Raw genomic sequence first — 22,889 nt, forward strand, 5'->3', positions numbered from 1 at the left:
TCTTGATCTAAGCTGAACATCTGTAGCGCGTTCTGCGCTGCAACATGCTAGAATGTCGGGTTAATTTTTCTTCCGTAGGCCCGAATTCAGGGGACGCCGAATGACCCGCGCCATCCGTAATATCGCCATCATCGCTCACGTCGATCATGGCAAGACCACTCTGGTCGACCAGCTCCTGCGCCAGGCAGGCACCTTCCGCGACAACCAGCAAATGGTTGAGCGCGTGATGGACTCCAACGACCTGGAAAAGGAACGCGGGATCACGATCCTCGCAAAGAACTGTGCCGTGGAATATAACGGCACGCACATCAACATCGTTGATACCCCGGGCCACGCCGACTTTGGCGGCGAGGTCGAGCGCGTGCTGTCGATGGTCGACGGCGTGCTGCTGCTGGTGGACGCCGTGGAAGGCCCGATGCCGCAGACGCGTTTCGTGACGCGCAAGGCACTGGCCCTGGGCCTGAAGCCGATCGTCGTGATCAACAAGATCGACCGTCCGGGCGCGCGTCCGGACTGGGTGATCAACCAGACCTTCGACCTGTTCGACAAGCTGGGCGCCAACGACGAGCAGCTCGACTTCCCGGTCATCTATGCCTCGGGCCTGAACGGCTACGCCGGCCTGACCGAAGACGTGCGCGACGGCGACATGAAGCCGCTGTTCGAGACCGTGCTGAACAAGGTGCCGGTCCGTAACGACGATCCGGATGGTCCCCTGCAGATGCAGATCATCTCGCTCGACTATTCGAGCTACGTCGGCAAGATCGGCGTGGGCCGCATCTCGCGTGGCCGCGCCAAGCCGCTGCAGGACGTGGTGGTCAAGTTCGGTCCGGAAGGCAACCCGATCAAGGGCCGCATCAACCAGGTGCTGAAGTTCCGTGGCCTGGAGCGCGAGATCGTGCCCGAAGCCGAAGCCGGCGACATCGTGCTGATCAACGGTATCGAGGAACTGGGCATTGGCTGCACCGTGACCGCCCCCGACGCCCAGGACGCGCTGCCGATGCTGAAGGTGGACGAGCCCACGCTGACGATGAACTTCTGCGTCAACACGTCGCCGCTGGCCGGCCGTGAAGGCAAGTTCGTCACCAGCCGCCAGCTGCGCGAGCGCCTGGACCGTGAACTGAAGTCGAACGTGGCCCTGCGCGTGCAGGACACCGGCGACGACACGATCTTCGAAGTCTCGGGCCGTGGCGAACTGCACCTGACGATCCTGCTGGAAAACATGCGCCGTGAAGGCTACGAGCTGGCCGTGTCGCGTCCGCGCGTGGTGTTCAAGGACATCGGCGGCGTGAAGCACGAGCCGTTCGAACTGCTGACCGTGGACGTCGAGGACGGCCACCAGGGTTCGGTCATGGAAGAACTGGGCCGCCGCAAGGGCGAACTGCTCGACATGGCGTCGGACGGCAAGGGCCGCACCCGCCTGGAGTACCGCATTCCGGCACGTGGCCTGATCGGCTTCCAGGGCGAATTCCTGACGCTGACGCGCGGCACGGGCCTGATCAGCCACATCTTCGACGACTACGCGCCGCTGCGCGAAGGCGGCCTGGGTGAGCGCCACAATGGCGTGCTGATCTCGCAGGACGATGGCGACGCCGTGGCGTACGCGCTGTGGAAGCTGCAGGACCGCGGCCGCATGTTCGTGAAGCCGGGCGATGCGCTGTACGAAGGCATGATCATCGGCATCCACAGCCGCGACAACGACCTCGTCGTGAACCCGATCAAGGGCAAGCAGCTGACCAACGTGCGCGCCTCGGGTACCGACGAAGCCGTGCGCCTGGTGCCGCCGATCCAGATGTCGCTCGAATACGCGGTGGAATTCATCGCCGACGACGAACTGGTCGAGATCACGCCCAAGAGCATCCGTCTGCGCAAGCGCCACCTGAAGGAGCACGAGCGTAAGCGTGCTTCGCGCGACGCGGTGTAATTCCCGCATCGCCGTTTGGCCAAAAAAACCGCGCCCTGGTGGCGCGGTTTTTTTATGCTTCGGTTCAAATGCTCTCGGTTTGCTCCCCTCTCCCTCCGGGAGAGGGGCCGGGGGAGAGGGCGGGCATATCAATCTCAGAAGACGCCTTCGCCCGCCATTCCGGCGGTTTCCACAAATACCGCAGATCCCGGTCTCTCCACGCATCGCCGAACATATCCCGCCATTCGTGGAAGGTCAGCGTCAACGGGTTATGCGTGCGCACCTGCCGCGTGATGCCGTAGATCGGTGCCTCCTGCTCTGGCACGAACGTTCCGAACATCCGGTCCCAGATCGTCAGTACGCCGGCATAGTTGCGGTCGATGTATTGCGGATTCCGGGCGTGATGCACGCGGTGCACGCTCGGCGTATTCACGAGCCGTTCGGCGAGCGGCCAGCGCCGCCCCAACCGCGTATGCACGAAGAACTGAAACGCCAGGTTCAGCCCCACGGCCAGGATCACCCAATCTGGCGAAAATCCGATGAACGCGAGCGGAATCCAGAATAGCCACATGCCCGAGATCGGATAGGTCAGGCTTTGCCGGAACGCGGTGGAGAAATTCATCCCTTCCGACGAATGGTGAGCCACATGCGAGGCCCACATCCAGCGCACGCGATGGCTGGCTCGATGGAACCAGTAGTAGAGAAAATCCTGCAGCAGCAACAGCAGCGCAAACGACCACCAGGTCTCGGGCACCGCGCGCAGGCCCTGCGCGTAGCACCAGGTGTAGACCGTGCGGATCATGAGCCAGAGGAAAAACGCATCGGATGCCTGGTGCAGCAGCGCCAGCGTGGCATTCGACAACGTGTCGCGCCAACTGTAGACCGAGCGGTCGCGCTTCGACCAATACCAGGCCTCCCAGCCGATAGTCAGCAGGAAAACCGGCGCGAAGGCCATCAGGATCAGGCCGGGATCGAAACCGGCAGCGGTTGGCGCGGGGGCAGGGGCGGTCATGCCCGCCAGTGTGCCCATTCCACAAAAAACCGCACTGAGGATTTCCTCCATACGGTGGCCCCACTGGCGTCTCCGGCAAGAAGTGGCGCACGCGCAACCTTGCGGCATTCCTCACCAGCATGCACGACTGAACTTCACACAAACGCAATCAAGTCAGGCCGTAAGCGTGCCGTCATTGGAGCGACGGCCATGGAGGAGTGGCCGTCGTTCACGTCACGGAGAGAGTGCCCCCATGTTTCGCAACACTACTATCGGAGCCCGGCTGTGGCTCCTGACAATCGTCACAAATTTGTTGCTATTGATTGTCGGTGCAGTGGGTTGCATCGGCATGTCGCGCAGCAACGATGCCACGCGACAGATCTACCAGCAGCAGTTGTCGGCGGCATCGTATCTTGCTGAAGCGCGGTCGAACCAGTTGCTCGTGCGCGTGCTGCTCGACCAGGCGGCATTCGCCACCAATGCGGCCGACGGCAAGGCCCGCGCGGCCACGGCGCAGGATTTCGCGCGGCTCTCCGATGCAGCCTGGCAGGGCTACATGGCGATTCCGCGCACGGCCGGGCAGGCGCAGGCCACCGACGATGTGTCGGCCAAGCGCCGCGCGTTGTTCGAGCAGGGGGTGGCACCGATGATCGCCGCCTTGCATCGCGGCGACCGCGAGGCCGTGATGCGCTACGTCATGGAGGAAATCCCGAAACTCGATATCGCCTTCACGGCGGTCAATACCGAACTCGCCAAGCTGCAGGTGGCCAGCGCCAAGGCGGTCTATGAATCGTCGCAAGAACGTTACGATTGGCTGCTGACGGTGTCGATCGGCGTGCTGCTGGTGGGCCTGGTATTCAGCACGGTGGTGGCGTGGCGCCTGCGCGCATCGATTGTCCAGCCGCTCGACATCGCCATCGCCCGCTTTGCGCGGATGGCCGATGGCGATCTCAGCGCCTCGGCGGATCGCCATCCCGGCGCCCTGGCCGACGAACACGCCCGGAGCGAGACCGCGCGCATGCTCGGCATGCTGGGGCGCATGCAGCAGAAGCTCGCGCAGATGGTGGGCGAGGTGCGCGGCGGTGCCGATTCGATCGCGGCGGCCAGCCAGCAGATTGCCAGCGGCAACGCCAACCTCTCGCAGCGTACCGAGCAGCAGGCCGCCTCGCTTGAGGAAACCGCGTCGAGCATGGAGCAGTTGACCAGCACCGTGCGCCTGAACGCCGACAGCGCACGCGAAGCCAGCACGCTGGCCGTGGATGCGCGCTCGCTGGCCGAGCACGGCAGCGACGCCGTGGCGCGCGTGCAGACCACGATGCAGCAGATCGACACGGGCGCCAACAAGATCGTCGACATCATCGAGGTCATCGAGAAGATCGCCTTCCAGACCAACATCCTGGCGCTGAATGCGGCCGTGGAAGCCGCGCGGGCCGGCGAGCACGGGCGCGGCTTCGCGGTGGTGGCGGGGGATGTGCGCGACCTGTCACAGCGCTGCGCGTCGGCTTCGAAGGAGATCCGTGGGCTGATCAGCGCCTCGGTGGCCAACGTGCGCGAGGGGACGGCCCTGGTCGATGGCGCCGAACGTGCCATGCAGGATATCGTGGGCGCGGTGCGGCGCGTGACAGACATCATCGGGGATATCAGCGCAGCCTCCGACGAGCAGTCGCGCGGCATCGAGCAGGTGAATGTGGCGGTGTCGCACATGGACGGCATGACCCAGCAGAACGCGGCGCTGGTGGAGGAAGCCGCCGCGGCTGCGGGATCGCTGGAGGACCAGGCGCAGCGGCTCAAGGGGCTGATGGGCACATTCCGCCTGGCGTGAGGCCCCGCCAATGGTTCTCGCCGGGTGGATTTCAGAAAACTACGATGCCCGACTGAGACAAATCTGAAACGCCGCCAGATCGTCTTCGACACCGTGCCGTCACCGCAGTCCGGCACGGTGTCTGGCGTAGAATCGCTGACGACCAGAACGAAGACGGAAGAGACTGCACATGACGGAGTTTGTATCGACGCAACTGCAGGGCGGCGTGGCTTACCTGACGCTGACCCGCCCGCAGGCCCTCAACGCGCTGTCGCTCGACATGATCCGCGCGATGACCGAGGCGCTCACGCGCTGGGAAGCCGACCCGGCCGTGCACGCCGTGGTGGTGGCCGGCGCCGGCGGCAAGGCGTTCTGCGCGGGCGGCGACATTCGCTGGTTCCACAAGGCGTACCACGAGGGTGACCCGCTGCTGGACCAGTTCTTCGTCGAGGAATACGCGCTCAACTACCTGATCCACCGTTACGGCAAGCCCTACATCGCACTGATGGATGGCGTGGTGATGGGCGGGGGCATGGGGATTTCTCAAGGCGCGCGGCTGCGGGTCGTCACCGACCGGACCAAGATGGCGATGCCGGAAACCAATATCGGCCTGTTCCCCGATGTGGGCGGCGGCTGGTTCCTGGCGCGCACGCCGGGACGCATCGGCGAATACCTGGGTTTGACCGGGGTCGTGATCGGGGCGGCCGACGCGCTGTACGCGAAGCTGGCCGACGCCTACCTGCCGTCCAACGTGCTGGCCGAGCTGGTGGCCTCGCTCCAGGCCCGGACCTTCGGCAGCGGCGATGCGGTGCTCGCGCATGTCGCGGGCTATACGGCCGGACACGCGGGGGCCTGCGTGCCGTCCGAAAGCCGGCTCGCGCAGCAGGCGGGATCGATCGACACCATGTTCGGCCTCGACACGGTTGGCGGCATCCTCGATGCGGTCAGCGACGCGCCGGGCGACTGGGCCGCCCAGACCGCCGCGATGCTGCGCAGCCGCTCGCCGCTGATGCTCTGCGTCACGCTGGAACAGGTGCGCCGCGCACGCTCGATGTCGCTGGCTGACGAACTGCGCATGGAGCTGGACATGATGCACGACGTGTTCCGCCACGGCGACGGCGTCGAAGGCATCCGCGCACTGGCCATCGACAAGGACCACCAGCCCCGCTGGAATCCGGGCCGGCTCGACGAGGTCACGCCGGGCCGCGTGCGCGCGTTCTTCGACACCAAGTGGCGCGAAGAAGCGCATCCGCTGGCCGCGCTGGGCCACGCCGGCCGCGGGTAAGGGTAAAGGGCGTCGGCAGGGGCGGGCGAGCTCTAGTAGAGTGTTGGCTGTCTTGCCCCCTCGATTCTCTCCGTCTGAACAGTGAAAGGAGCCGTCATGAGCAATCCCCGCGATGTTGCCGTACTGGTAGGAAGCCTGCGCAAGGAATCCCTGAACCTGAAACTGGCCAAGGCCCTGGCCGCGCTGGCGCCGCCGCAGTTGAAGCTCGACATCGTCGAGCTACGGCAACTGTCGATGTACAACCAGGATCTCGACGAGAATCCGCCGGCCGAGTGGGTCGCGTTCCGTGACCGCATCCGCCGTGCCGACGCGGTGCTGTTCGTCACGCCCGAGTACAACCGCTCGGTGCCCGCCGTGCTGAAGAACGCCATCGACATCGGCTCGCGTCCCTACGGCCAGAGCGCATGGGACGGCAAGCCGGGCGCCGTGGTCAGCGCCTCGCCGGGCAATATCGGCGGCTTCGGCGCCAACCACCACCTGCGCCAGTCGCTCGTGTTCCTGAATATCCCCGTCCTGCAGCAGCCCGAAGCGTACATCGCGGGCGCCGACAAACTGTTCGACGAGCAGGGCGGCATCGCCAACGAATCGACGCGTGGCTTCCTGAGCAAATACCTGACGACCTTCGCCGGCTGGGTCGAGAAGAACGCGGCGAAATAAGGGTTCGCACAGGCTCCGACAACGCCGGACACCCGGGTCAGCCCCGTCCTACAAGGCAAAGCGGGACCGACCCGACACCGCCGTTTAGCCCCCCTTTCTATAGTGGAGTCGTGCCCACCACATATATAGACAAGGAGGAAAACATCATGCCGTACATCCTCGCATGGCTCCTCGGCGTACCGGCCTTCGTCCTGATCCTGATCTGGCTGTTCATGCACTGATCAACGGATCGGAACCTTCGGCAGTACTGTTCCGCAGCAAGCAAACGGCGCCTCCCGCGAGGCGCCATTTTCCATTGCACGAGTGCAGCATCGGTGGCCCTGCCGGCGTAGCCCGCATCTTTTCTGAGGATTCCGTAACTTGGCCGCCGTCCAACGTAGCCGCATGACTATCAAATCTGGCTCGCTTCTCGCTCACCTCGAAGTAAGCCTCATCATTGGTTAATTTGCGGTTGTGCGAGTAGTCCCGTGATTGCAGAACAGACTTGTCGTAGTGGCGCGTACGCTACATTCAGGCTTCCGGAATGGTCCGTCATCCGACCTTGAAAGATGAAGATCTTGCGTCTTCTCCAAACCCACTAGCTTTATAGTGTTTTCGGCGTCGGCCCAGATGTGGCCAACCCGCTCTAAGGAGAAACAGATACTGGCTTGTGTCAAGGTCTGCCCGCCGATAGATCGATCACCACCACGTCAATCAGTGCGCGGCGTGCCTCGGGAATTCGCTTGATTAGCATGGAGCGCATAGCATCGGCGCTGGCAGGCGAGGGGAGCCCATCGGGGGGTGGCTTCAGCCGCCGGTTCGTAGCCGATGGAAAATCACCGAACCACAAGACGCAGTACATGCCTCGTTGCTCGGAACGCCAGTCGACTAGATATTGCGTGCCGAGTTGCCCGATCGCCGCATCCCAAACTTCGCTATGCCACTGACCTTTTATTTCAACTGGCAACTGCATCGTTCCGCGCGCGAACGCTAGGTCCGCACGCTTGGTCTGCGGCATGTCTGCCTCGGTGATGCGCTGGATGTCGTAGCGGCCAAGCTCAGGGCCGATCATTGCGGCCAATCGGTCGCGGCATCGATTCTCGCCGCGGGGGATGCCGTTGTCGGTCCAGAATTCTACGACTGAATCGAGATCGTCGCCCAAGAGCTTGCGCTGCGCGACGGCCATTTCTTCACGCACCAGCGCCTTCAAATCCTCAATGTTGGCCGGTGGGCCATCGTTGAGCAACAAAATTAGATCAGCGGGCGTTAGCGGCGCAGTGTCCTCTTCGGCCCGCTTCTGCCGCTGTTCATTTGCCATGTGGCGGATGAGGCCGGCATAGCCGTCCTTTGGTCCGGTGACGAGCCGCGCGATTGCCTCGGCCGCCTCGATGCTCGTGTCATCGGCAATCCGGTCGATTAGCGACCGCAGAAAGTCGGTCGCATCATTGCCGTTCGTACTTCCTAATTCGGTTCCCCCCCGCTCCGCATACGGCCATTGCTCGCGGAACTCGGTGATGATCCATTCGGCCTGCGCGACTGTCAGCGGCAGCATCCGGCCGCGCGATGTGGGCTGTAAGCGGTCCCGTAAAATCCAGATGAAGTCCGGACGGTGCGTAGCGATCTTGGATAGATCGTGCCGCACAGCATCGAATCTGACCAATATATCGATCGCTAGCCACGATAGCAGGTGATCGACATTGCGGAAGACCGTCTCGGCGCGCGCTTCGGCAACCTCCCGGAGCGCATTGAGCGCGCCACCATAGGTTAGACAGTCGACCAGCTTTGCCTCAACCGTGGCCGGGACATTCGGAAATCTTGTCAGCCAATCGGCGCCAAGGGCCGCTCCAGTCGCCCGCCATTCTGCATCGTGAGCGAGTTTGTAGAGCGCGGCAACATGCTCTTTGCCCACATCGAGCGCAGGCTCAATCCACAGCCTTGCGAACGTCTGGCGAGATTCGGGCGTGGACATGATTTCGGCTTCCAACGCCGCGCGTAACGCGTTCCCATCCTTTTTTAAGTGCCGACAATCGTCATCTATACTAATCAGCAACGCCGCTTGCTTTAGCGGCGTGGATAAGTCGGCAAAGCCCTTGCCGTAGCGCATTCGTTCGTGAAGCCCAGCCAGGATCGGGAAGCTGTAATTGTTAGTCGTATTGTGGGCGAGACCGTCGGCAATCTCAACTGGTGTCGGTAGGTCGGGTCGGTGCAACACGGCCTCAAATCCAGACAGGGCATCATCGCATAGCCCCGGCCCAAGCCAAAACGACAGCCGTTCATTAGGGGGCAATTCTCTCGGCAAGTGGAGGAATTTGTTGAGATAGGCTAGTGCGGGCTGCAAGATCGCATCCAGCTTCCCGGCGCGCAGTTCGTCGCGCATCACGTGGAACCTGCGGCGCGCCATTTCAAACGCCACCTTGCGGTTGCGCTCGCGTTTTGCCGCCAACTTCTCCCGATGGAGTTCCCATGCCGGCTTCTTGGGGTTTTCGAGCTTGTGCAGGAAATCGTTGAGTGGTTTATCGCCACGACGGAACCGTTCCGCAGCAGCACGCACGTGGGGATCGAGCCCATCGGGTCCCCACGCGATGCATACCAGATCCTTCCAGTCCTGTCGCAGCGCGGGATCTTTGTTATTACCTTGGGCGAGTCGGTCAAACACGATGATGACGTCGTCGGACCGGCCCGCCAGGCCTAGGAGGCGACGCTGCAAACGAAATGCGGTGGTCCGCAGGCCATCGTTACGGCGATCGTTCGCGAGCACGTACGCTTGGACAGCGTGGCGCAGTGCCTGCTGTGTTCCAAGCCGCGCGGCAAGTGTCTGCTGTTCATCTCGACTTGGGTCATACACTCGCCCAATTAATTCCAGCCAGCGCCACAGCGACGGCGCCTCTGCGACACCAATAACGCCTTCGTCGATACCGCGAACAATGAGATAGGCGGCGATATCGGCCACTTCGCCGGTAGTTTCCCAGTTGCCATTGCCCAGGAGCCTTGCATAATCGGTCATCACGTCGAGCACCCTGACCAGCCGTGCCGATGGAAGCATGGCGAATAGTGTCTCAAAGTGGGCGAAGGTGTAGATCTGCCGCCTCGGCTGGTAGCGTAGCGTAGACTTAGTGACGCCCAAATTGGCGAATAAGGTCGCGACTAATAAGTCGTCAGAGACGTCGCCATAAATCAGTTGAATCAATTGAAGCGCAAGCCGCGGAGCGTCCTCGCCACCCTGATCGGTAAGCTTGGCGATCGTCGAGCGCCACCACACCCGGTCGCGATGCGGGAGCAGGGCCCTGGCCGCATCGTCGCGCTCACTATAATAGCGATCTGTCGCGAGCACGATCAATTCTAACGTATCGGCCAGGTCCGCCGCGAGCGGCGTGCCTTGGAGTCCTTCGATCAAGAGCGAGCGTAGGTGTGTGCTGCTCGCCGCTGAAGCGATAATTGTTTTTATCTTGTGTTTGAGCGCCGGTATCATCAGGCCAGCTGCGGTCTTGCTGTCCCAGTCTGCTGCCCGGAAATAAGGATCATCATCGGCGAGTCGGCACAACGCGTCAAACAGGCAGTCCGCGAGGTGCGGTACCAGCGCGGCGGCCTCGCCGTAACGCAGCACGCCATAGGGGTCCGCGGCGATGACATCCTTCGCCATCGCCGGACTGTGATAGGCGAGCCAAGCATGAAGCCCGCGCAGGCTTGCCGGAATGCCGCCGCTGCCCTGCAATTGGGCGAGTACGCGCCGTCGCGCGCGTGGCGTCGCCGTCTGACACGCGATCCAGCGCGCTCCGAGATACTCGGCGATGACCCTGTGAATCAGCTTCGCGCGCGAGGGTCCCACGCTTTGAAATAGCTTGGAAGAAAAGACCGCCCGTGCAGCCTTGGCCTCCGGCAAAGCCTCGAGATCGGCGAGCCGGACATCTCCCTGATGTACCTGCGCTGCGCCCGCCACGCTGACGGCCTCCGCACCACCTAATAGCAGTCCGGCCGCGATTGCACCGGCGGCTGACAGCGCTTCTTCCTGCGTCAACTGGGCTAAGCCTTCGTCCTGCCGATCGGGATCATGCTCAGGCCAGATCAGAGTGCAGACCCGCTCGAACAACGTTGCGCGAGTCGCCGGCAGTTGCGAGTCGGTTTCCGCGACACGCCCCATCAGACCGAGCGTCAACGGATTACGGTAAAGATCTTGGAGGCTGTGGCACGCGAGATGATCAAGCACGTGATCAACATCCACGCTCGGATTCCGCGTCAGGAGAAACGCCCGAGCCTCGTTTCGATCGAACGGCTCAAGTGTCAGAACGTGCGGCTCTGCGCCGTAAAGCCGGCGCATACTCGTCAAGCTGCGGGCCTGCCATTCGCGCGATCGACACGAGAGGATGAACGGCGGTGAGCCTGCGTCTTCGAGCTGCGCCACGATCGCGTCCACTGTGTCGCCTTCGCGTCGCGATATTGCTTCGTCCAAACCGTCGATAAGCAATGGCTTCTCCGCTGGTGCCAGCTTGGCCGGATCCTTGGCATTCACGAGGCGGATCGCGGTGACTAGATCAACTCCAAGCCTCCGCCCCAGCTCGCGCATAACCTCGCTCTTGCCCATACCCGGCTCGCCAAGTATGACCAAATTCCCGGTTAGAGCCAGCAATCCGGCTTCGTCGACGCGATTGTCGAGCAAATCCGTCCCGCTGATCGTTAGCCGGCGCGGGAAGTAGGTGGGCGTTGGCAAAGGGCGGATTCCTATGCATGATTGTCCATGGAGATCAATGAGGACAGGATGATCAAGTCAGGCAACTGACGCCAGATAACCGGCCAGGGTGGGTCTTCGGGGGGGGCGGCCGCGCCAACTCCCGTTCGCGGTTGTCTAGCAATGGAGCCGCTGTCGGCCGGCGGTCGAAAGTCTTGCCTTCAGTTGAACACAGTGGCGCAATTGCGCTTCAGGCGGATCTGTGCCGTGTACCCTATACTTCCGTCCTTTCGCGCGCGTTGCGTTATGGTCCCATGGCGCGGTGCTACAGCAGTAGAGGTGTGCTGCAGCGTAGCATTCGGGTCAAAAAATGAGACGGATCCAGATCAAACAGTAGGTAATGGAACAGACCCGCAGTACCCCGCAAACCGAGTCCACAGGCGGCATCCAGGGAAACGTGAGGCCACGCAGAATATCTGTGGCACCCATGATGGACTGGACCGATCGTCGCTGTCGCACGTTTCACCGCAGCCTGAGCCGCCATACGTGGCTTTATACCGAGATGGTGACCACGGGCGCGCTGCTGCATGGCGATGTGCCTCGCCATCTCGATTTTGACGCTGCCGAGCATCCGGTGGCGCTGCAACTTGGCGGCAGCGAGCCGGCGGACCTGGCGCAGGCGGCCAGGCTGGGCGAACAGTGGGGCTACAAGGAAATCAACCTGAACTGCGGGTGTCCGTCAGAGCGGGTGCAGCGCGGGGCGTTTGGCGCCTGCCTGATGGCGGAGCCTCAGCTGGTGGCTGACTGCGTGAAGGCGATGCGCGATGCGGTAGACGTTCCGGTAACCGTCAAGCACCGGATCGGGATCGACAAGGTCGAGCATTATGATTTTGTCCGCGATTTTGTGGGGACGGTTGCCGAGGCCGGCTGCGAAACGTTTATCGTTCACGCCCGTAATGCGATTCTCAAGGGGTTGAGCCCGAAAGAAAATCGCGAGATTCCCCCGCTGCGGTACGAAGTGGCTTATTCCCTGAAGAAGGAATTTCCCAATCTCGAAATTCTGATTAATGGGGGAATTACTTCGTATGACGAGATCGATACGCATCTTCAATATGTGGATGGCGTGATGCTTGGTCGGCAGGCCTATCACGATCCGTATATTCTCGCGGAAATCGATAATTGCTATTACGGCGCCGATACGCCTGCCCCCTTGCGCCAGGACGCCGAGTCGGCGATGCAGTCCTATATCGGAGACCTGGTGGAGCAGGGCGGCTACATGGGCAGTGTCACGCGCCACATGCTTGGCCTGCATCGAGGCATTCATGGCGGGCGCGGCTGGCGACGGGTGCTTTCCGATGCCCGTCGGATGAACGCCGCGAAGACACGGGCGGACGTCGATGCACTGTTCGAGGAAGCGCGCTCCCATCTTCGACCGGATTTGCGCGAGGCCGCGTAGAGGTCATTCGTCAGTGCAGGTGACGCTGAATAGGGCTGAAGAAAAACTCTAGAACCGAACGTGCGTTCCGTGCCGTTGCCTGCAAATGTATGCTCCTGAGCCGTTTGCGGCAGATGGAGATACCCGGAACCCGCACCAGTAAAGGGATTCCCCTAATTCGCCCGGGTCCCCCCATGTTCTTACACTGTGCGTGCCCTCGAATACAGGGCTTTCTTCAACTGATTATTCAGCCCGCCGTGTGCGGGCTGTTTTTTTGGACGTCTCGCCCAGGCAACGAAAAACCGTGGGTTTGCCCGGATGGTGCAGCGGGGTTCGGCCGTCTACATTGAGAGAGCCTTCAGGGCATTGAGATCGCAAAATTTAGAGTCCGCCTCGGCGGGCTCTTTTTTTCTGCGCGATCCGGGGCGCAGTCCGGCATTTCTGCTGGCACCCAAAAAAAAGCAGGCGATGCTCGTCGGGAGTGATCGCCTGTCGGGAATGTCGAGGGGGGTCAATGTCCCTCGGGGAAGAGTATCCAACATCACCAACCGCGCCAGAACCCTGCATTGGTGGGGCAAACACTCCTCTTTTCGGTGGATATGCCGATACTGATTTGTATGGTCATTTCTCGCAAATTGTTCCAATCTGGAAAGTGCGATTCACCAACGCGAGTACGACCGCTACAAATGTGGCGATGACGGCATGTTAGGATTCGCCCAGCAAGCCCCGAGGATAGTCAATGGAAGCGGAAGAACCATTCGGAGAGGTCGTGGAAGACTGCCGGGTGATATGGGTAGCCGAGCAACTGCAGGACGGTAAATGGACCGCCCGGTATTGCTGGCACCCCGGTACGTCGATGGCGGCTGGCCAGGCATTGCATCGTGACGTGATGAACGGCAAGTCGAAGCGGCTGCTCGGCCTGTTCGAGAGCGAGGCGGATACCATCGCGGCGATCAGGCAGGCAGTTCTGCTCGAATCGAAATGGGTCGGCAACCGCTGACCGCTCTACTTTTTTTGTGCGTAATACTAGCCATCCGACCAGAATGATTGTATAGTCTTGTTCTTCGCTGATCGCGCAACGGTTGGCGAAACAATCTCTACGGTGGCTGTAGCTCAGTTGGTAGAGTCCAGGATTGTGATTCCTGTTGTCGCGGGTTCGAGTCCCGTCAGCCACCCCAAAGTATTCAACAGAACGGCCGCTCATTCGAGTGGCCGTTTTGCTTTGCGGCTGGCGTCCCGGTATTTGCGGATTTGCTGCCACGAACAGCGCCACAATTGTTTGCCTTCTCGCGGTCAAGCGCTGTCCGGGGGTGCCGTTAAGGAAGAGGCTGCGCGGTGACGTCTTGTGTCACGCGGCAGCGACGAGCCAAGTCCAACAGCCTCTTTCTCCAACATTCCATGAAGCAGTTTCTTTTGTCGGCCGCGGTGGTTGCTGCGGCCCTGGGTTCGCCTGCGCTGCACGCGCACGAAGTCTATGCGGGTATCGGTACCGAAGGTGTCGGCGCGGGCTTTGCCTATGCGCTCGACGATCATTTCAATGCGCGGGCCGAGATCAACGGCTTCGCGTTGAGCCGCAATTTCAGCTCCGGCGACCTGAATTTCGATGCGCGCGCCAAGCTGTTGCACGGCGGCCTGTACGCTGACTGGTTCCCGGCGCCGGCGTCGGTGCCGTTCCGGCTGGTGGCGGGTGTTCTCGTGGGCGATGACCGCGTCAACGCGACCGCGTCGAGCGCCAATGGCACCTATGACATCAACGGCGTGGTGGTGCCCGCGAATGGCGAAACGGTGACGGCGCGCGTGCGTTTTCCGACAGCGCGTCCGTATCTCGGTATCGGCTTTGGCCACACGCCGAACGGCAAGGCCGGTTTCTCGATGTACTTCGACCTGGGTGTTGCCTACGGTCGGCCGCGTGTTGATCTGAACGTGCCGGCATCGCTGGCGGCGCAGGCCGGTCAGGCCAACGTCGACGCCGAACGGCAGGAACTGCAGGATAAGGCCGACAAGCTGCGCTTCTATCCGATCGTCAAGATTGGTGTGACGTACCGCTTCTGATCTGCTGGGCTGCGGCCAAAAAAAACCGGGCCTTGGCGGGGTCGACAAGGTCCGGTTTTGCGCAGGGCGCCAATGCGCCAGTGATACCTTGCGCGCCACTGAGTTTAACTACGCTATCAGCAGAGTTAAACGATTCCTTAATTACACGTGGTGGGGTTGCAACGCCACTTTTTACAATCTCCTCAAGTTTTCGCGGCATGCCTGCCCGGTAGTCAATCCGCGAGTTTCGCAGCGGGTTCTCCGAGTTCGAGCATGCGGCAGATCGCGGCCATGTTGCCGACCATCGTGCGGCGCTGGGCGCCCTGATAGACGCGTACGCCTTTGATCTGACGGAACGGAACCGGCTTGACCGGACGGCGGGAAGCGACGGGATGGGATGGCAGCATGGCAACACCTCGAAATTTGCGACAGCAGGAGTCCGCACCCGTCGTCCAGATGTGGACGGGGCGGCATGGGCAAGGCAAAGCGGGTGACCAGGGCAGACGGCCGTGCTGCCTGGGTCTTGGTTCGCCGTCCCGGTGAGTCAGTGTTCGGGCGCGGCGAACCAGGCGGGTATCAGAAGCCTGACGATCGAATCAGGCCCACAGCGATACCTTCCAGAGAGAACTCGTCGCGGCCGGACCGCACCACGATGTTCGAGAAATCGGGATTCTCGGCGATCAGTTCGATCGAATCGCCGCGTTTGTTCAGGCGCTTGACGGTGACGTCCTCGCCGATCCGGGCCACGACGATCTTGCCGTTGGCCGCTTCGCTGGCCTTCTTCACGGCCAGCAGGTCGCCATCGAGGATGCCGGCATCGCGCATGCTCAGTCCGCGCACGCGCAGCAGGTAGTCGGGGCGTTCATCGAAGACCGAGGCATCGACCTGATACTGGCGGTCGATATGTTCGGCGGCGAGGATCGGGCTGCCGGCGGCCACGCGGCCTACCAGCGGCAGGGTCAGTTGCAGCACGCCGGCCAGCGGCAGCGAGAACTGGTCCGGCCGCTCCGAATCGCTGCGGCCCACCTTGAGGCGGATGCCGCGTGACGCGCCCGGCGTCAGTTCGATCACGCCCTTGCGCGCCAGTGCGCGCAGGTGTTCTTCCGCCGAGTTGGGCGAGGAGAACCCGAATTCCGCAGCGATCTCGGCGCGCGTCGGCGGAAAGCCGGTGCGCTGGATCGTGTCGCGGATCAGGTCGAAAATCTGCTGCTGCCGGGGTGTCAGGGTTGCCATGGTTCGCCGGTCTCTCGTGCCGAGGCACTGTATGTTTAAACAGTATGCTGTGATTTTATACAGTATCGAGTGAAGTGCAAGCACAATTTGCGCAGCGTGCACAACCTGGCGGCGGGGCAGCGCAGGGTTGCGGCGGATTCCGCCGTGCGGCCGCAAGGTTACAATCGCCGCGCAACCGCCACTCATCGTCCGGACCATCCATGACAGCCTCCTTGCACCGTATCGTCGTGCTCGCCACGGGCGGCACCATTGCCGGCTCGGCCCGCAGCGCCGCCAGCAGCGCCCAGTACCAGGCCGCCACCGTGCCGGTCTCCGACCTGGTGCAGGCCGTGCCGGCGCTGGCCGACGTGGCGCGTATCGAGGCCGAGCAGGTGGCGCAGGTCGATAGCAAGGACATGTCGTTCGACCTCTGGGCCCGGCTGGCGGCGCGCGTGGCGCACTGGTCGGCGGCGGAGGACGTGGCCGGCATCGTCATTACGCATGGCACCGATACGCTTGAAGAAACGGCGATGTTTCTGCACCTGACGCAGGCGGCGCCGGTGCCGGTGGTGCTGACCGCGGCGATGCGCCCGTCCACGTCGTTGTCGGCCGATGGCCCCCTGAACCTGCTCGATGCGGTACGCGTGGCGGCCAACCCCGCGGCGCGCGGCAAGGGCGTGCTGGTCGTGCTGAACCAGCAGATCCATGCGGCGCGCGACGCCGCCAAGCTCCATACTTCGGCCGTCGATGCGTTCGGCTCGCCGATTGCGGGCCCGCTCGGCTTCATCCAGGACGCCTGCGTGCGCTTCACCCGCACGCCGGTTGGTCTGGAGTCGCCCCGCCTGCCCGTGCCCGAGACGTGGCCGATGGTGGAGATCGTCGCCAGCTACGCGCAGCCGGGCACGGTGATGGTCGACGCGCTGACGTCGGCGGGGGCGAAGGGGATCGTGGTGGCGGCGTCCGGCAATGGCTCGATCCACGAGACGCTGGCCGGCGCGCTGGCCAATGCGGCCGGCGCCGGCGTGGCGGTGGTGCGCAGCTCGCGTACCGGTGCAGGGCATGTGGCGATTCCGGCGCGCCCCGTGCCGGCGGCCGGCATCTTCGTGTCGGCCGGCGACCTCAATCCCTGCAAGGCCCGCGTGCTGCTGCTGCTGGCACTGGCCGCCGATCCTGCGCAGGGCGTCGATGCCGTGCGGCTGCAGGCGACCTTCTCGGCATACTAGGCGGCGCGTGGGCCCATGTTGCGGGGGAGGGTGGTTCCGCGCTATACTCGCGGGCTACTCAACCTTGCCGCACCGGACTTGACGCCCGGGTGGCTCATCCAAAAGGAGCGTCAATGCGTCACTACGAAATCGTATTTATCGTCCACCCGGACCAAAGCGAACAAGTTCCGGCGATGATCGAGCGCTACAAGCAGCTCGTGACGTCGCAGAACGGCCAGATCCATCGCGTGGAAGACTGGGGCCGCCGTCAGATGGCCTACATGATCCAGAAGCTGGCCAAGGCCCACTACGTGTGCCTGAACATCGAATGCGGCAAGGAAACCCTGGCTGAGCTCGAGCACGCGTTCAAGTTCAACGACGCCGTGCTGCGTCACCTGATCGTCCAGACCAAGAAGGCCGAAACCGCGCCTTCGCCGATGATGAAGGAAGTCCAGCGCGAAGAAGCCCGCAAGGCCGCGCAAACGACCACGGAAGGCCAGCCCGCCTGAGTGCGGACTGCAGTGTCTCGGTGAACCAGCTTCGGCTGACCGCCACGCTGGCGGAGCGCGACACGCTGCGCTACACGCCGGCCGGCATCCCGGTCGTCAACTGCATCCTGCAGCATGGCGGCGAGGTGGTGGAGGCGGAGACGCCCCGGCAGGTGGAATTCGCGGTCGTGGCGATGGGCATCGGTGCCATCGCCCAGCAACTCCAGCGGCTGCCGCTCGAAGCGGTGCTCGACTGCGAAGGATTCCTGGCGCGCAAGCACCGCAACAGCAAGACACTGGTCTTTCACATCACTCGATGTAAAGCATACGAAAAGGATTGAATCATGGCATTCGTCAAACGTGACAACAAGAACAAGAAGCGCTTCCAGCAACAGAACCCGCTGTTCAAGCGCAAGCGCTTCTGCCGCTTCACCGTGGCCGGCGTCGAACAGATCGACTACAAGGATCTGGACACGCTGAAGGACTTCATCGGCGACAACGGCAAGATCACGCCGGCCCGCCTGACCGGTACCAAGGCTCACTATCAACGCCAGCTCGACACGGCCATCAAGCGCGCCCGCTTCCTGGCGCTGATGCCGTACACCGACCTGCACAAGAACTGATAGTCCCGGGACCGCAAGGAGAAATACAGATGCAAGTCATTCTGCTGGAAAAAGTCATCAACCTGGGCAACCTGGGTGAAATCGTTCGCGTGAAGGACGGTTACGCACGTAACTTCCTGATCCCGACCAAGCGTGCCCGCCGTGCCACGCAAACGGCCATCGCCGAGTTCGAAGTCAAGCGCGCCGAGCTGGAAAAGGCCGCCGCCGAGAAGCTGGCAGCCGCTCAGGCCGAAGGCCAGAAGCTGGACGGCCTGACCGTTCAGATCACCCAGAAGTCGGGTGTGGACGGCCGTCTGTTCGGTTCGGTGACCAACGCCGACATCGCGCAAGCACTGGAAGGCCAGGGCTTCAAGCTGGAAAAGTCGCAGGTCCGCCTGCCGAACGGCCCGCTGAAGCTGGTGGGCGACTACACCGTTGGCGTGGCACTGCACACCGACGTGACGGTTGACATCACCGTGTCCGTCCTGGGCGACCACGTTTAAGGTCGTTCCTGCAAACGACGCGCCGGCCGAGCCGGTGCGTCCGCTGCACGCAAAAGGCAGGAGCCCGCGCTCCTGCCTTTTTTGTTTTTGCGGCCGGCATCGTCCCGGCTCGCGCCGCTATAATTGCCCCCCATGAACGCGCCCGCCGCAGATCCCCAACTAGACAGTCTCAAGGTTCCTCCGCACTCGATCGAGGCCGAACAATCGGTGCTCGGTGGCCTGCTGCTGGACAACGCCGCCTGGGACCGTATTGCCGACTTTCTCTCCGAAGCCGATTTCTACCGCTTCGATCACCGCCTGATCTTCCAGAGCATTGCCCGCCTGATTTCCGCCACCAAGCCGGCGGACGTGATCACGGTCTTCGAGATGCTCCAGGTAGCCGGCAAGGCCGAGGAAGTGGGCGGGCTGGCCTACCTGAACTCGCTGGCGCAGAACACGCCGAGCGCGGCCAATATCCGGCGCTACGCGGAAATCGTGCGCGAGCGCTCGGTGCTGCGCAAGCTGGTGACCGTGGCGGACGATATCGCCTCGGCCGCCTTCGCGCCCAAGGGCCGCGAGGTGCGCGAACTGCTCGATGAGGCCGAATCCAAGGTTTTTGCGATTGCCGAAGAGGGTTCGCGGGGCCAGAAGGGCTTCCAGGAGATCCAGCCGCTGCTGACGCAGGTGGTGGAGCGGATCGATGAGCTGTACCACCGCGACAGTTCCACCGACGTGACCGGCGTGCCGACCGGCTTCATCGACCTCGACCGCATGACCAGCGGCATGCAGGCCGGTGACCTGATCATCGTCGCGGGCCGCCCGTCGATGGGTAAAACGGCGTTCTCGCTGAACATCGGCGAGCACGTGGCGGTGGAGCAGGGCCTGCCGGTGGCGGTGTTCTCGATGGAAATGGCCGGCGTGCAGCTGGCCATGCGTATGCTCGGCTCGGTGGGGCGCCTGGACCAGCACCGGCTGCGGACCGGCCGCCTGCTGGACGAGGACTGGCCGCGCCTGACCCATTCGATCCAGCGCATGAACGATGCGCAGCTGTTCATTGACGAGACGCCGGCGCTGAACCCGATGGAACTGCGCGCACGCTCGCGCCGGCTGGCCCGCCAGTGTGGCCAGCTGGGCCTGATCATCATCGATTACCTGCAGCTGATGTCGGGTTCGAGCAGCGGCGAGAACCGCGCCACCGAGATCTCGGAGATCTCGCGCTCGTTGAAGGGCCTGGCGAAGGAACTCAACTGCCCGGTGATCGCGCTGTCGCAGCTGAACCGAAGCCTGGAACAGCGTCCGAACAAGCGGCCGGTGATGTCCGACCTGCGCGAATCGGGCGCTATCGAACAGGATGCCGACGTGATCCTGTTCATCTACCGCGACGAGGTCTACAACGCCGATTCGCAGGACAAGGGCACCGCGGAAATCATCATCGGCAAGCAGCGTAACGGCCCGATCGGTACCGTCCGGCTCACTTTCCTGGGCCAGTTCACCAAATTCGACAACTTCAGCGGCGGTCCGGCGTTCTTCGACAACGACAACTGAGCGAGTCTTCCAACGATCCGGACGATTTCGGCGTAGGGGTTACACCTACGGCCGGTGCAACCCTGTAAAATATTGCGCTTTGATGACAGCCGCCCACGAGGCGGCTGTCTTGCGATTGCTCTGCCTCCCATTTGCCACACAACAGAGCGCAGCCGTGAGGCGCGCCACAAGGACATTTCATGTTCGGTCGATTCATGCCCACGGAGGGCAAGTTCTTCGAATACTTCAACCAGCACGCCGATTGTGCGGTAACCGCCGCCCACGAGCTGGAAGCGCTGGTCAACGACCTGCCCAACGCCGAAGCCCATGCCCGCCGTGTGCAGGCCACCGAGAAGAAGGCTGACCGCGTCACGCACGACACGATCGACCTGCTGCACAAGACCTTCATCACGCCGCTGGACCGCGACGAGATCCACAAGCTCATCACGACCATGGATGACATCCTGGACCTGATGGAAGACGTGGCCGAGACGATCTCGCTCTATGACGTGACCCACCTGACCGACGAGGCCCGCCACCTGGCCAAGATCTGCGTCCAGTGCTGCGACCAGGTCAAGATCGCCGTGGCGCTGCTCGAAGACATGGGCAACGCCAGCACGATCCTGAAGACGGCCCAGCAGATCGACCAGCTCGAATCCGAGGCCGACCGCGTGATGCGCGCGGCGATGTCGAAGCTGTTCCGCGAGGAAACCGACGTCAAGCGCCTGATCAAGCTCAAGGCAATCTACGAACAGCTCGAGTCGATCACCGACAAGTGCGAGGACGTGGCGAACATCATCGAGGGCATCGTCCTCGAAAACGCCTGAGAACCGCACCGGCATGCAGACTATTCAAATGAGCTTGTGGGTGATCGGGCTGCTGGTCGCGCTGGCGCTGCTGTTCGACTTCATGAACGGCTTCCACGACGCGGCCAACTCGATTGCCACGGTGGTGTCCACGGGGGTGCTCAAGCCGCACCATGCCGTAGCCATGGCGGCCATGTGCAACGTGGTGGCGATCTTCATCTTCCACCTGAAGGTGGCGGCGACGGTCGGCACCGGCACCATCGACGTGGCGATCGTCGACCACTACGTGATTTTCGGGGCGCTGGTCGGCGCCATCGCCTGGAACGTGATTACCTGGTTCTACGGCATCCCGTCGTCGTCGTCGCACGCGCTGATCGGTGGCCTGGTGGGCGCCGCGGTGGCCAAGGCCGGCACCGGGGCGCTGGTGGGTGGCGGGCTGCTGAAGATCGTGGCCTTCATCCTGATCTCGCCGCTGCTGGGCTTCCTGCTGGGCTCGGTCATGATGGTGATCGTGAGCTGGACGTTCTTCCGTACGCCGCCGTCGCGCGTGGACCGTTGGTTCCGCCGCCTGCAGTTGGTGTCCGCCTCGCTCTACAGCCTGGGCCACGGCGGCAACGACGCGCAGAAGACCATCGGCATCATCTGGATGCTGCTGATCGCAAGCGGGCACGTGGTGGCTGGCGGTGAGCCGCCGATGTGGGTCATCGTGAGCTGCTATGTGGCCATCGGCCTCGGCACGCTGTTCGGCGGCTGGCGGATCGTGCGCACCATGGGCCAGAAGATCACCAAGCTCAAGCCGGTGGGCGGCTTCTGCGCGGAGACGGGCGGCGCGCTGACGCTGTTCATCGCCTCGGCGCTGGGCGTGCCGGTTTCGACGACGCACACGATCACCGGCGCCATCGTCGGCGTGGGCTCGGCGCAGAAGATGTCGGCGGTGCGCTGGGGCGTGGCCGGCAACATCGTCTGGGCCTGGGTGCTGACGATCCCGGCCTCGGCGTTCATGTCGGCGATTGCCTGGTGGGTGGGCAGGCATATCCTGTAACGCTCGCGGACATCGCAGTTCTACGAAAAAAGCCAGGCATCGCGCCTGGCTTTTTTGCTATGTGCTGACGACTGGCTGGCTACTGGCGGGCTAATGGCTGGCTACTGGCGGGCGAATGCCGCGATCGGATCGTCGTCCTCGGACGGCAGTTCGGACGGGGCTGCAGGGGCGGGCGCGGGCGTCATCGGCAGGTTGCTGGCGGCCACCACGCGCCGGGCGCCGCTGTAGCGCGAGGCCCAGTACGACTTGCCCATGTCTTCGAGCCGCACGGTGCCGCCGGTGGCCGGGGCGTGGACAAAGCGGTTCTGGCCAACGTAGATGCCGACGTGGGAGTTGGTGCGGCCCGTGGTGTTGAAGAAGACGAGGTCGCCGGACGCCACCTGGCTGCGGTCGAGCGAAGTGCCGCGCTGGCCCATCTGCTCGGTGGTGCGCGGCAGGTTGACGTTGGCGGCGCGCGAGACCACGTAGCGCACCAGTCCGCTGCAGTCGAAGCCGGAGTCGGGGGTATTGCCGCCGTAGCGGTACGGGGTGCCGACCAGCGACATGGCCTGGATCGAGATTTCCTCCAAACCGGCGCTGGGGTCGATCATCGGCGTGCCGGGCGCGCGCGGCGTGGACGAATGTCGCGCCGGCGGGGCGCCGGCGCAGGCGGCCAGCAGCAGGGCGCTGGCGCACAGGGCGCCGAGCGCCAGGCGCGAGCGTTCGAATGGAGACGAGTGAGGCGAAGAAGGTGGGGAAGGCGGGCGCTGCGGCATCCTGGCTGTCGGTCGGGGCCGGATCAGCCCCGAC

20 protein-coding genes and 1 tRNA gene are annotated in these 22,889 nt (G+C 63.1%); 16 read left to right on the forward strand and 5 right to left on the reverse strand.

Annotated features, from left to right (window positions below):
- Positions 1 to 100 precede the first annotated feature (100 nt).
- Entirely contained in the window at positions 101 to 1,921 is a 1,821-nt protein-coding gene (gene typA / locus EV147_RS04535; RefSeq protein ID WP_130389907.1) for a translational GTPase TypA, read from the forward strand.
- A 64-nt stretch (positions 1,922 to 1,985) separates the two neighbouring features.
- Here the strand turns inward: typA and EV147_RS04540 are convergent, their stop codons facing one another.
- Positions 1,986 to 2,912 (reverse strand): sterol desaturase family protein, encoded by a 927-nt coding sequence (locus EV147_RS04540; RefSeq protein WP_130391187.1) that lies wholly within the window; start codon positions 2,910 to 2,912, stop codon positions 1,986 to 1,988.
- Between the two features lie 232 nt (positions 2,913 to 3,144).
- Between EV147_RS04540 and EV147_RS04545 the strand changes: the two genes are divergently transcribed.
- From EV147_RS04545 to EV147_RS04555, 3 genes are all read left to right on the forward strand, one after another.
- Positions 3,145 to 4,713 carry a methyl-accepting chemotaxis protein gene (locus tag EV147_RS04545; RefSeq protein ID WP_130389908.1) on the forward strand — a complete coding sequence of 523 codons (1,569 nt, stop codon included), beginning with the start codon at positions 3,145 to 3,147 and terminating at the stop codon, positions 4,711 to 4,713.
- Positions 4,714 to 4,882: 169 nt separating this feature from the next.
- Positions 4,883 to 5,977 carry an enoyl-CoA hydratase/isomerase family protein gene (locus EV147_RS04550; protein ID WP_130389909.1) on the forward strand — a complete coding sequence of 365 codons (1,095 nt, stop codon included), beginning with the start codon at positions 4,883 to 4,885 and terminating at the stop codon, positions 5,975 to 5,977.
- A gap of 96 nt (positions 5,978 to 6,073) precedes the next feature.
- Positions 6,074 to 6,634, forward strand: coding sequence for an NADPH-dependent FMN reductase (locus EV147_RS04555; RefSeq protein WP_130389910.1), 561 nt, complete (start codon positions 6,074 to 6,076; stop codon positions 6,632 to 6,634).
- A gap of 652 nt (positions 6,635 to 7,286) precedes the next feature.
- On the opposite strand, the gene EV147_RS04560 is transcribed toward EV147_RS04555, so the two are convergent.
- Positions 7,287 to 11,318 (reverse strand): NACHT domain-containing protein, encoded by a 4,032-nt coding sequence (locus EV147_RS04560; RefSeq protein ID WP_198680167.1) that lies wholly within the window; start codon positions 11,316 to 11,318, stop codon positions 7,287 to 7,289.
- Between the two features lie 358 nt (positions 11,319 to 11,676).
- On the opposite strand from EV147_RS04560, the gene dusA reads away from it, so the two are divergent.
- The 4 genes from dusA to EV147_RS04580 all read left to right on the forward strand — a co-directional run bounded on the left by dusA (position 11,677) and on the right by EV147_RS04580 (position 14,763).
- Positions 11,677 to 12,732: a tRNA dihydrouridine(20/20a) synthase DusA gene (gene dusA, locus EV147_RS04565; RefSeq protein WP_130389912.1), complete on the forward strand. Its 1,056-nt coding sequence runs from the start codon at positions 11,677 to 11,679 to the stop codon at positions 12,730 to 12,732.
- A 718-nt stretch (positions 12,733 to 13,450) separates the two neighbouring features.
- Complete coding sequence (locus tag EV147_RS04570; protein ID WP_130389913.1) at positions 13,451 to 13,711, forward strand: hypothetical protein; 261 nt, start codon at positions 13,451 to 13,453, stop codon at positions 13,709 to 13,711.
- Between the two features lie 102 nt (positions 13,712 to 13,813).
- Positions 13,814 to 13,889 (forward strand) — tRNA-His (locus tag EV147_RS04575).
- A gap of 220 nt (positions 13,890 to 14,109) precedes the next feature.
- On the forward strand, positions 14,110 to 14,763 hold the full coding sequence (locus EV147_RS04580) for a hypothetical protein (RefSeq protein WP_130389914.1): 654 nt from the start codon (positions 14,110 to 14,112) through the stop codon (positions 14,761 to 14,763).
- Positions 14,764 to 14,975: 212 nt separating this feature from the next.
- Here EV147_RS04580 and EV147_RS26065 read toward each other — a convergent pair whose 3' ends face one another.
- Both EV147_RS26065 and lexA read right to left on the reverse strand, forming a co-directional pair.
- Positions 14,976 to 15,149, reverse strand: a complete 174-nt coding sequence (locus EV147_RS26065; protein WP_198680168.1) for a hypothetical protein — start codon at positions 15,147 to 15,149, stop codon at positions 14,976 to 14,978.
- Between the two features lie 169 nt (positions 15,150 to 15,318).
- Positions 15,319 to 15,975: a transcriptional repressor LexA gene (lexA, locus tag EV147_RS04585; protein ID WP_130389915.1), complete on the reverse strand. Its 657-nt coding sequence runs from the start codon at positions 15,973 to 15,975 to the stop codon at positions 15,319 to 15,321.
- A gap of 200 nt (positions 15,976 to 16,175) precedes the next feature.
- Here lexA and EV147_RS04590 point away from each other — a divergent pair, with 200 nt between their 5' ends.
- From EV147_RS04590 to EV147_RS04625, 8 genes are all read left to right on the forward strand, one after another.
- On the forward strand, positions 16,176 to 17,177 hold the full coding sequence (locus EV147_RS04590) for an asparaginase (RefSeq protein ID WP_130389916.1): 1,002 nt from the start codon (positions 16,176 to 16,178) through the stop codon (positions 17,175 to 17,177).
- Positions 17,178 to 17,290: 113 nt separating this feature from the next.
- The gene (rpsF, locus tag EV147_RS04595; RefSeq protein WP_130389917.1) at positions 17,291 to 17,665 is read left to right on the forward strand and encodes a 30S ribosomal protein S6; all 375 of its coding nucleotides are present in this window, start codon (positions 17,291 to 17,293) and stop codon (positions 17,663 to 17,665) included.
- Positions 17,666 to 17,685: 20 nt separating this feature from the next.
- On the forward strand, positions 17,686 to 17,985 hold the full coding sequence (gene priB / locus EV147_RS04600; RefSeq protein ID WP_130389918.1) for a primosomal replication protein N: 300 nt from the start codon (positions 17,686 to 17,688) through the stop codon (positions 17,983 to 17,985).
- Between the two features lie 3 nt (positions 17,986 to 17,988).
- A complete protein-coding gene (gene rpsR, locus EV147_RS04605; RefSeq protein WP_006163606.1) occupies positions 17,989 to 18,267 on the forward strand; it encodes a 30S ribosomal protein S18 in 279 nt (92 codons plus the stop codon).
- A 29-nt stretch (positions 18,268 to 18,296) separates the two neighbouring features.
- Positions 18,297 to 18,749: a 50S ribosomal protein L9 gene (gene rplI / locus EV147_RS04610; RefSeq protein ID WP_130389919.1), complete on the forward strand. Its 453-nt coding sequence runs from the start codon at positions 18,297 to 18,299 to the stop codon at positions 18,747 to 18,749.
- Positions 18,750 to 18,881: 132 nt separating this feature from the next.
- Positions 18,882 to 20,273: a replicative DNA helicase gene (locus EV147_RS04615; protein ID WP_130389920.1), complete on the forward strand. Its 1,392-nt coding sequence runs from the start codon at positions 18,882 to 18,884 to the stop codon at positions 20,271 to 20,273.
- Between the two features lie 179 nt (positions 20,274 to 20,452).
- Entirely contained in the window at positions 20,453 to 21,079 is a 627-nt protein-coding gene (locus EV147_RS04620) for a DUF47 domain-containing protein (RefSeq protein WP_130389921.1), read from the forward strand.
- 13 nt (positions 21,080 to 21,092) lie between these two features.
- The gene (locus EV147_RS04625; protein WP_130389922.1) at positions 21,093 to 22,100 is read left to right on the forward strand and encodes an inorganic phosphate transporter; all 1,008 of its coding nucleotides are present in this window, start codon (positions 21,093 to 21,095) and stop codon (positions 22,098 to 22,100) included.
- 101 nt (positions 22,101 to 22,201) lie between these two features.
- Here the strand turns inward: EV147_RS04625 and EV147_RS04630 are convergent, their stop codons facing one another.
- A complete protein-coding gene (locus tag EV147_RS04630; RefSeq protein ID WP_130389923.1) occupies positions 22,202 to 22,855 on the reverse strand; it encodes a C40 family peptidase in 654 nt (217 codons plus the stop codon).
- Positions 22,856 to 22,889 lie beyond the last annotated feature (34 nt).

This window comes from Cupriavidus agavae, assembly GCF_004217045.1.
GTDB classification, from domain to species: Bacteria; Pseudomonadota; Gammaproteobacteria; order Burkholderiales; family Burkholderiaceae; genus Cupriavidus; species Cupriavidus agavae.

What these genes read in the sequence shown, in the direction of transcription:
- typA (WP_130389907.1), top strand. Translation starts at nt 101, where the DNA reads ATGACCCGCGCCATCCGTAATATCGCCATCATCGCTCACGTCGATCAT.
- EV147_RS04540 (WP_130391187.1), bottom strand. Translation starts at nt 2,912, where the DNA reads ATGACCGCCCCTGCCCCCGCGCCAACCGCTGCCGGTTTCGATCCCGGC.
- EV147_RS04545 (WP_130389908.1), top strand. Translation starts at nt 3,145, where the DNA reads ATGTTTCGCAACACTACTATCGGAGCCCGGCTGTGGCTCCTGACAATC.
- EV147_RS04550 (WP_130389909.1), top strand. Translation starts at nt 4,883, where the DNA reads ATGACGGAGTTTGTATCGACGCAACTGCAGGGCGGCGTGGCTTACCTG.
- EV147_RS04555 (WP_130389910.1), top strand. Translation starts at nt 6,074, where the DNA reads ATGAGCAATCCCCGCGATGTTGCCGTACTGGTAGGAAGCCTGCGCAAG.
- dusA (WP_130389912.1), top strand. Translation starts at nt 11,677, where the DNA reads ATGGAACAGACCCGCAGTACCCCGCAAACCGAGTCCACAGGCGGCATC.
- EV147_RS04570 (WP_130389913.1), top strand. Translation starts at nt 13,451, where the DNA reads ATGGAAGCGGAAGAACCATTCGGAGAGGTCGTGGAAGACTGCCGGGTG.
- EV147_RS04580 (WP_130389914.1), top strand. Translation starts at nt 14,110, where the DNA reads ATGAAGCAGTTTCTTTTGTCGGCCGCGGTGGTTGCTGCGGCCCTGGGT.
- EV147_RS26065 (WP_198680168.1), bottom strand. Translation starts at nt 15,149, where the DNA reads ATGCTGCCATCCCATCCCGTCGCTTCCCGCCGTCCGGTCAAGCCGGTT.
- lexA (WP_130389915.1), bottom strand. Translation starts at nt 15,975, where the DNA reads ATGGCAACCCTGACACCCCGGCAGCAGCAGATTTTCGACCTGATCCGC.
- EV147_RS04590 (WP_130389916.1), top strand. Translation starts at nt 16,176, where the DNA reads ATGACAGCCTCCTTGCACCGTATCGTCGTGCTCGCCACGGGCGGCACC.
- rpsF (WP_130389917.1), top strand. Translation starts at nt 17,291, where the DNA reads ATGCGTCACTACGAAATCGTATTTATCGTCCACCCGGACCAAAGCGAA.
- rpsR (WP_006163606.1), top strand. Translation starts at nt 17,989, where the DNA reads ATGGCATTCGTCAAACGTGACAACAAGAACAAGAAGCGCTTCCAGCAA.
- rplI (WP_130389919.1), top strand. Translation starts at nt 18,297, where the DNA reads ATGCAAGTCATTCTGCTGGAAAAAGTCATCAACCTGGGCAACCTGGGT.
- EV147_RS04615 (WP_130389920.1), top strand. Translation starts at nt 18,882, where the DNA reads ATGAACGCGCCCGCCGCAGATCCCCAACTAGACAGTCTCAAGGTTCCT.
- EV147_RS04620 (WP_130389921.1), top strand. Translation starts at nt 20,453, where the DNA reads ATGTTCGGTCGATTCATGCCCACGGAGGGCAAGTTCTTCGAATACTTC.
- EV147_RS04625 (WP_130389922.1), top strand. Translation starts at nt 21,093, where the DNA reads ATGCAGACTATTCAAATGAGCTTGTGGGTGATCGGGCTGCTGGTCGCG.
- EV147_RS04630 (WP_130389923.1), bottom strand. Translation starts at nt 22,855, where the DNA reads ATGCCGCAGCGCCCGCCTTCCCCACCTTCTTCGCCTCACTCGTCTCCA.